Origin of the sequence: Bilophila sp. 4_1_30 (assembly GCF_000224655.1) — a bacterium.
In the GTDB taxonomy this organism is placed as follows: Bacteria; Desulfobacterota; Desulfovibrionia; order Desulfovibrionales; family Desulfovibrionaceae; genus Bilophila; species Bilophila wadsworthia.
In genome coordinates this window covers 1-881 of the sequence record NZ_JH114276.1, presented here as the reverse complement: position 1 = coordinate 881, position 881 = coordinate 1, and the positions used below count along the sequence as shown (strand labels likewise).

Below are 881 nucleotides of genomic sequence, written 5' to 3'. Positions count from 1 at the left end.
TCCGAGCTTGGACGGGAGGGAGCCGGGAGGCAGGATCCACGCAGGGGGACGCTATTCGGGAGATCTATGGTGCATTCACTAGACCACTTGCCCCGTCTGATGCTGGTGCCGCTGGCACTTTTTCAAGTATCACTCGCGCCAACTACTTGTTTCAGAGGGCACAAGGTGAGTCGATGGCAGAAGTGGAGTTTAAAGCTTCCCGGGTTGTCCAGACCGCTGAAGAAAACCGTCCGGTCAATATCGCTCTTCCCGTAATCTTGTATCTTGGTGAAAAATCATAGTTTTTATCTTTATATGTAGCCTTTCCGAGCTTGGGGGCAGGGAACGGGGGACGCTGGAGGGTATAACGCGCCGGGGTTGCCGAATGTGGTGGGGGAGTGGTCAAACTTTAATGTCCCCATTATATCTGTCCCCGCACCCCTGCCGTCAGGTGCTATCCGTTTATCAAACTCTGCCAATGTTAACAGTACATTGACAATAGGAGGGTCTGGCTATGTATGGGACGGTATGTCACTAGAGGCATCCAGATCCAACTTCATCTACGGTGGATCGGATACCGTTATGCCTGCGTCAGTTAACCTCCCTGTTATCTTGTATCTCGGCATTCCAGCTTAGGCCGGGAGGCCGAGATACAGAATAATAGGTTGCCATACGTGCGGCGGAACGGTGACAGGGCCGGTCGGGACAGAGCGGGACAGTCTGAAGTCTAAACCGGCAAAGGTCCCATCTCCGCCCTCAACAAGTTGCGCGAGGTAGTAGTTGACCACCCCTTTTATGCGAAAGGCCCTGTGCCTTGGACGTAATGCCACGAATTCCGCCCGTCTATACTTCCGTAGACTTCCCGTACCGCGTCACTTTGCCAGCTCCCGGCCTCTCCCGTC

Annotated in this window: 1 pseudogene; it reads left to right on the top strand. The window is 54.1% G+C overall.

Annotation, left to right across the window (positions count from 1 at the left end):
- Positions 1-281, top strand: a pseudogene (locus tag HMPREF0178_RS22730) (hypothetical protein); the annotation flags it as partial.
- Positions 282-881 lie beyond the last annotated feature (600 nt).